The following is a 4053-nucleotide window of genomic DNA, read 5'->3' as shown; positions in this document are numbered from 1 at the left end:
TCCCGTTCGGCTTCCTGGCGCTTGCGCTCCGTATCCTGTGCCTGTTTGTCCTCAAGCATCAGTGTCAGGCATTGTTTCAGCTCATTCAGCTCCCGGAGAATGCGTTCTGCCTGCTCATCATATGGCTTTTCTGCCTGTCCCGCAGTGTGCCTTTCAGGTGTCTCATTCTGCTTTAATTCGCCGTATGCCCGGATCAGTTCACTGGTTTCAAACTCCCGTCGTCCGTTCTGACCAGTACGGTAACTGACAAGGCCTGCGCGCATATCACGGTAAAACTGTGAACGCGATTTGCCTGTCATTTTCATTGCGTCCCGGAGTGTGTGCCATGCCATAAAGTGACAGTGTCCCATAGGTGTCTCATCTCATAGTCTCAGTTAAACATACCGGGGCCTGAGAGCGGTAATGTTTGTGCCAGTTTCTGTGGTATCTGGCGGGGATGGCACATGGTGTGAGTGGCTGTTTTTTTGACCGTTTTCACAAAAACACAAATCCACAGGGTTGACAGGGAAAACGAGGCAGCGTAATTTTAGGCTGTATATAAAACCAGTGGTTATATATACAGTATTTTATTTTTAACTGATTGTTTTTAATGTCAAAGAGGAATGAATTATGCCGGGATTTAATTACGGTGGACATGGTGACGGTACAGGCTGGAGTTCTGAAAGTGGTGGTCCAGCTCCGGGCGGTGGTATGCAGGGAAACGGTGGCGGTCAGAGCGGAAATAATGCCAGTGGTAGCAATTCTGTGAGTCAGCAGATATCAGCCATCCAGAATGACCAGAAAATTAAGCAGAAACTGACCGACATGTTGCTTGCGGCGAGAAAAATGAATCCCGCTGCGAAAATGATTCTGGGAAGTATTGCTCCTTCTGGTGTTATGCAGGTCACCATTGAGGGGGTAACCTCCACGCAGGCCCGGCAGCTTGGTCTGGGGGGGCTGGTCATGGGATATAACGCTTCAGGTCTTATTGGGGCTGTGGGCGAAATTGACACCGGCCACCGCCTTAATGCATCAGGAGCAAGTACACCCGGAAGCGAAACCTCTGTGGACAGTTTTGTGAACGGACAGAAACCCGCCGGAGAATGGCATGCTGTGGCGAAGGACAGCTGGACCGGGGCTGGTCCGGTGAATTCCGGGCTGGTTAATAACGCCATCAAAAGTGTCCGGATTATCAAAAAAGGTTATGTGACGGGCGTTCTCACGCCAGAAGAGGTGATGAATAAAGCAGAGTACAAAGCAATGCGACAGGCTTTTGATTCCCTTCCACTGGCAAAACAGGGAGAGGCTGTCAGACAGATTGTCGCTGCCTGGAGTCTGGCATATCAGGATTTTCCGGTAAATCTGAAAAAAGAGATGGGGCGTGTCACTGAACGGATTGTTGATGATATTAACCTAGCGCTCATTCTTAATCAGACAGAGTCCCGTTTGTCGGAATCACAAAAGAATGTTGATGTGGCGAACCAGGTTATCAGTGATACAGTAAAAGCTATTAATGATGTAAATAAGAAAATAGCAGAAAAACGAAATCAACAGGCATCACTGACTGATTTGATGAACAAAAAACAAAAAGATGTCGAAGATCTTAAAAAGATATTCAAAAATCACTCTTATCACCGTATTCGTGATGCCCAGATGGAATATGATGATGCCCGAAATAAATATAATTTACTGGCCAGTGATATTAATGCGCTGCAGGCACAGGTTTCCGGGCTGACGGCAAGGAAACAGCAGGCAGAACAAAACAAGGCAGTAGCAGAAAAAGCAAAAGCAAAAGCAGATGCAGAGGCGAAAGCAGCGGCAGAAAAAGCGGCTGCTGAAGCGAAAGCAAAGGCTGAAGCTGAAAAAGCCAGAAAGGAGGCAGAGGAAAAAGCAAATGACGAGAAGGCTGTTCTGACAAAAGCCAGCGAAATTATCATCAGTGTTGGTGATAAGGCAGGGGAATATCTGGGTGATAAATATAAAGTTCTTTCTCGTGAGATAGCAGATAATATCAAAAACTTTCAGGGTAAAACGATTCGTAGTTATGATGAGGCGATGGCTTCTGTCAATAAACTGATAGCTAATCCTAATCTTAAAATTAATGCTGCAGACAGGGATGCCATTGTGAATGCCTGGAAAGCATTTGATGCAGAGGATATGGGGAATAAGTTTGCCGCGCTGGGTAAGACGTTTAAAGTCGCAGATTATGTGATGAAGGCAAACAACGTCCGGGAGAAAAGTATCGAGGGGTATCAGACCGGAAACTGGGGGCCGCTGATGCTGGAGATTGAGTCCTGGGTATTGAGTGGTATTGCTTCTGCTGTTGCGCTATCATTTTTCTCAGTCGCTGTTGGTTCATTATTTATTACAGCGGGCGTGTCTGTAACTGCTGTGGGACTTATGGGCATTATTTTTGCTGGCTTTATCGGTTCGCTGATTGATGATGATTTTGTTGATAAGTTAAATAACGAAATTATTCGCCCTGCGAATTGATTGAAAGTTGAAAGGTAGTCAGGAAGACTACCTTTCTTTCCAGAGTTTATATGCTATTACTGGTTGGAGGCAGAAGGCGTAAGTTATGAAAAAAGAGCAATAATACAGGCAGATATAAAAGATAAGCAAAGTAAGATCGTTTTCAGACATCAATCGAACAGGTCTTCCCGATGTTGTTAACTCGAAATTATGCCACAAGAAAAAATAAGCATAAAAAATACACAGAAAGGGGGACAGTATACAAGCTGTTATGATTTTTTTTCTGTCTGTTATTTTGGGGGCTCTTGTGTGTTTGAATAGCATGATGAAAGCTATAAATGCTAATAATGGTGCGCTCTTACCGTAGATATCCATCACCTTTGTCATCACAGGATTATATGAAGAAATTACTGAAGGTATATTTTGAGTATTATCGAAAATGATGCGGATTAAATAGAAGTTGGGGTTTGATGTATAAGTGATAAAAATAATGATTAATGGGATTATACCCGCGAAAGTAATCAAAAAAAGCATCCTGTTTAAATCTTTGTTGTAAGTGTACTCTTTTTGCATTGGTATAATACTCCAAGTTTTTCATTGTTATTAATTTAGTTGTTGATGTGTATAAGCATATCATGCTGTGCGAGTAATGGTCACCCTAATATTAGGGGTATGAGTTAATGAGGGGATATATGAAAATGATATTATCAGGAGGGATGCTTGTCTTGATGGCTTTGCTATCAGGCTGCCAGGCTAATTATATTCGCGATGTTCAGGGAGGGACCGTCGCACCATCCTCCTCTTCTGAACTGACGGGGATCGCGGTTCAGTAGAAAAGATCAAAGGATCTTCTTGAGATCCTTTTTTTCTGCGCGTAATCTGCTGCCTGTAAACGAAAAAACCGCCTGGGGAGGCGGTTTGATCGAAGGTTAAGTCAGTTGGGGAACTGCTTAACCGAGGTAACTGGCTTCAGCAGAGCGCAGATACCAAATGCTGTCCTTCCAGTGTAGCCGTAGTCGGGCCAATACTTCAAGAACTCTGTAGCACCGTTTGTGCCATCATCGCTCTGCTAATCCGCTTACCAGTGGCTGCTGCCAGTGGCGTTAAGTCGTGTCTTGCCGGGTTGGACTCAAGACGATAGTTACCGGATAAGGCGCAGCAGTCGGGCTGAACGGGGGGTTCGTGCACACAGCCCAGCTTGGAGCGAACGACCTACACCGGGCCGAGATACCAGCAGCGTGAGCTATGAGAAAGCGCCACGCTTCCCGAAGGGAGAAAGGCGGACAGGTATCCGGTAAACGGCAGGGTCGGAACAGGAGAGCGCACGAGGGAGCTTCCGGGGGGAAACGCCTGGTATCTTTATAGTCCTGTCGGGTTTCGCCACCTCTGATTTGAGCGTCGATTTTTGTGATGCTCACCAGGGGGGCGGAGCCTATGGAAAAACGCCACCGGCGCTGCCTTCTTCCGGGTTCTCATTTTTTGCTCACATGTTCTTTCCGGCGTTATCCCCTGATTCTGTGGATAACCGCATTACCGTCTTTGAGTGAGCAGATACCGCTCCCGCAGCCGAACGACCGGGCGTAGCGCGTCAGTGAGCGAGGA

Annotated in this window: 4 protein-coding genes and 1 pseudogene; 2 read left to right on the top strand and 3 right to left on the bottom strand. The window is 46.1% G+C overall.

The window, feature by feature from the left end:
• Positions 1–350 (bottom strand): entry exclusion protein 1 (locus tag OGY07_RS17095; RefSeq protein ID WP_286601921.1); only part of this gene is annotated, 350 nt, incomplete at its 3' end.
• Between the two features lie 252 nt (positions 351–602).
• On the opposite strand from OGY07_RS17095, the pseudogene cra reads away from it, so the two are divergent.
• Positions 603–2472, top strand: a pseudogene (cra, locus tag OGY07_RS17090) (pore-forming bacteriocin colicin R).
• Positions 2473–2499: 27 nt separating this feature from the next.
• On the opposite strand, the gene cri reads toward cra, so the two are convergent.
• Positions 2500–3024 (bottom strand): colicin R immunity protein, encoded by a 525-nt coding sequence (gene cri, locus OGY07_RS17085; protein WP_195506485.1) that lies wholly within the window; start codon positions 3022–3024, stop codon positions 2500–2502.
• 119 nt (positions 3025–3143) lie between these two features.
• Between cri and crl the strand changes: the two genes are divergently transcribed.
• Positions 3144–3284: a colicin R system lysis protein gene (gene crl / locus OGY07_RS17080; protein ID WP_072020761.1), complete on the top strand. Its 141-nt coding sequence runs from the start codon at positions 3144–3146 to the stop codon at positions 3282–3284.
• A 196-nt stretch (positions 3285–3480) separates the two neighbouring features.
• Here crl and OGY07_RS17075 read toward each other — a convergent pair whose 3' ends face one another.
• Positions 3481–3639: a replication initiation protein gene (locus OGY07_RS17075; protein ID WP_271802343.1), complete on the bottom strand. Its 159-nt coding sequence runs from the start codon at positions 3637–3639 to the stop codon at positions 3481–3483.
• Between the last annotated feature and the right edge of the window lie 414 nt (positions 3640–4053).

Origin of the sequence: Citrobacter sp. Cs237, assembly GCF_030332325.1 — a bacterium.
Taxonomy (GTDB): domain Bacteria; phylum Pseudomonadota; class Gammaproteobacteria; order Enterobacterales; family Enterobacteriaceae; genus Citrobacter_A; species Citrobacter_A sedlakii.
Note: the sequence above shows the minus strand (reverse complement) of the source record. Positions and strands in the feature narration are given on the sequence as shown.

Coding starts and splice junctions, on each gene's coding strand:
- cri (WP_195506485.1), bottom strand. CDS start 3,024: ATGCAAAAAGAGTACACTTACAACAAAGATTTAAACAGGATGCTTTTT.
- crl (WP_072020761.1), top strand. CDS start 3,144: ATGAAAATGATATTATCAGGAGGGATGCTTGTCTTGATGGCTTTGCTA.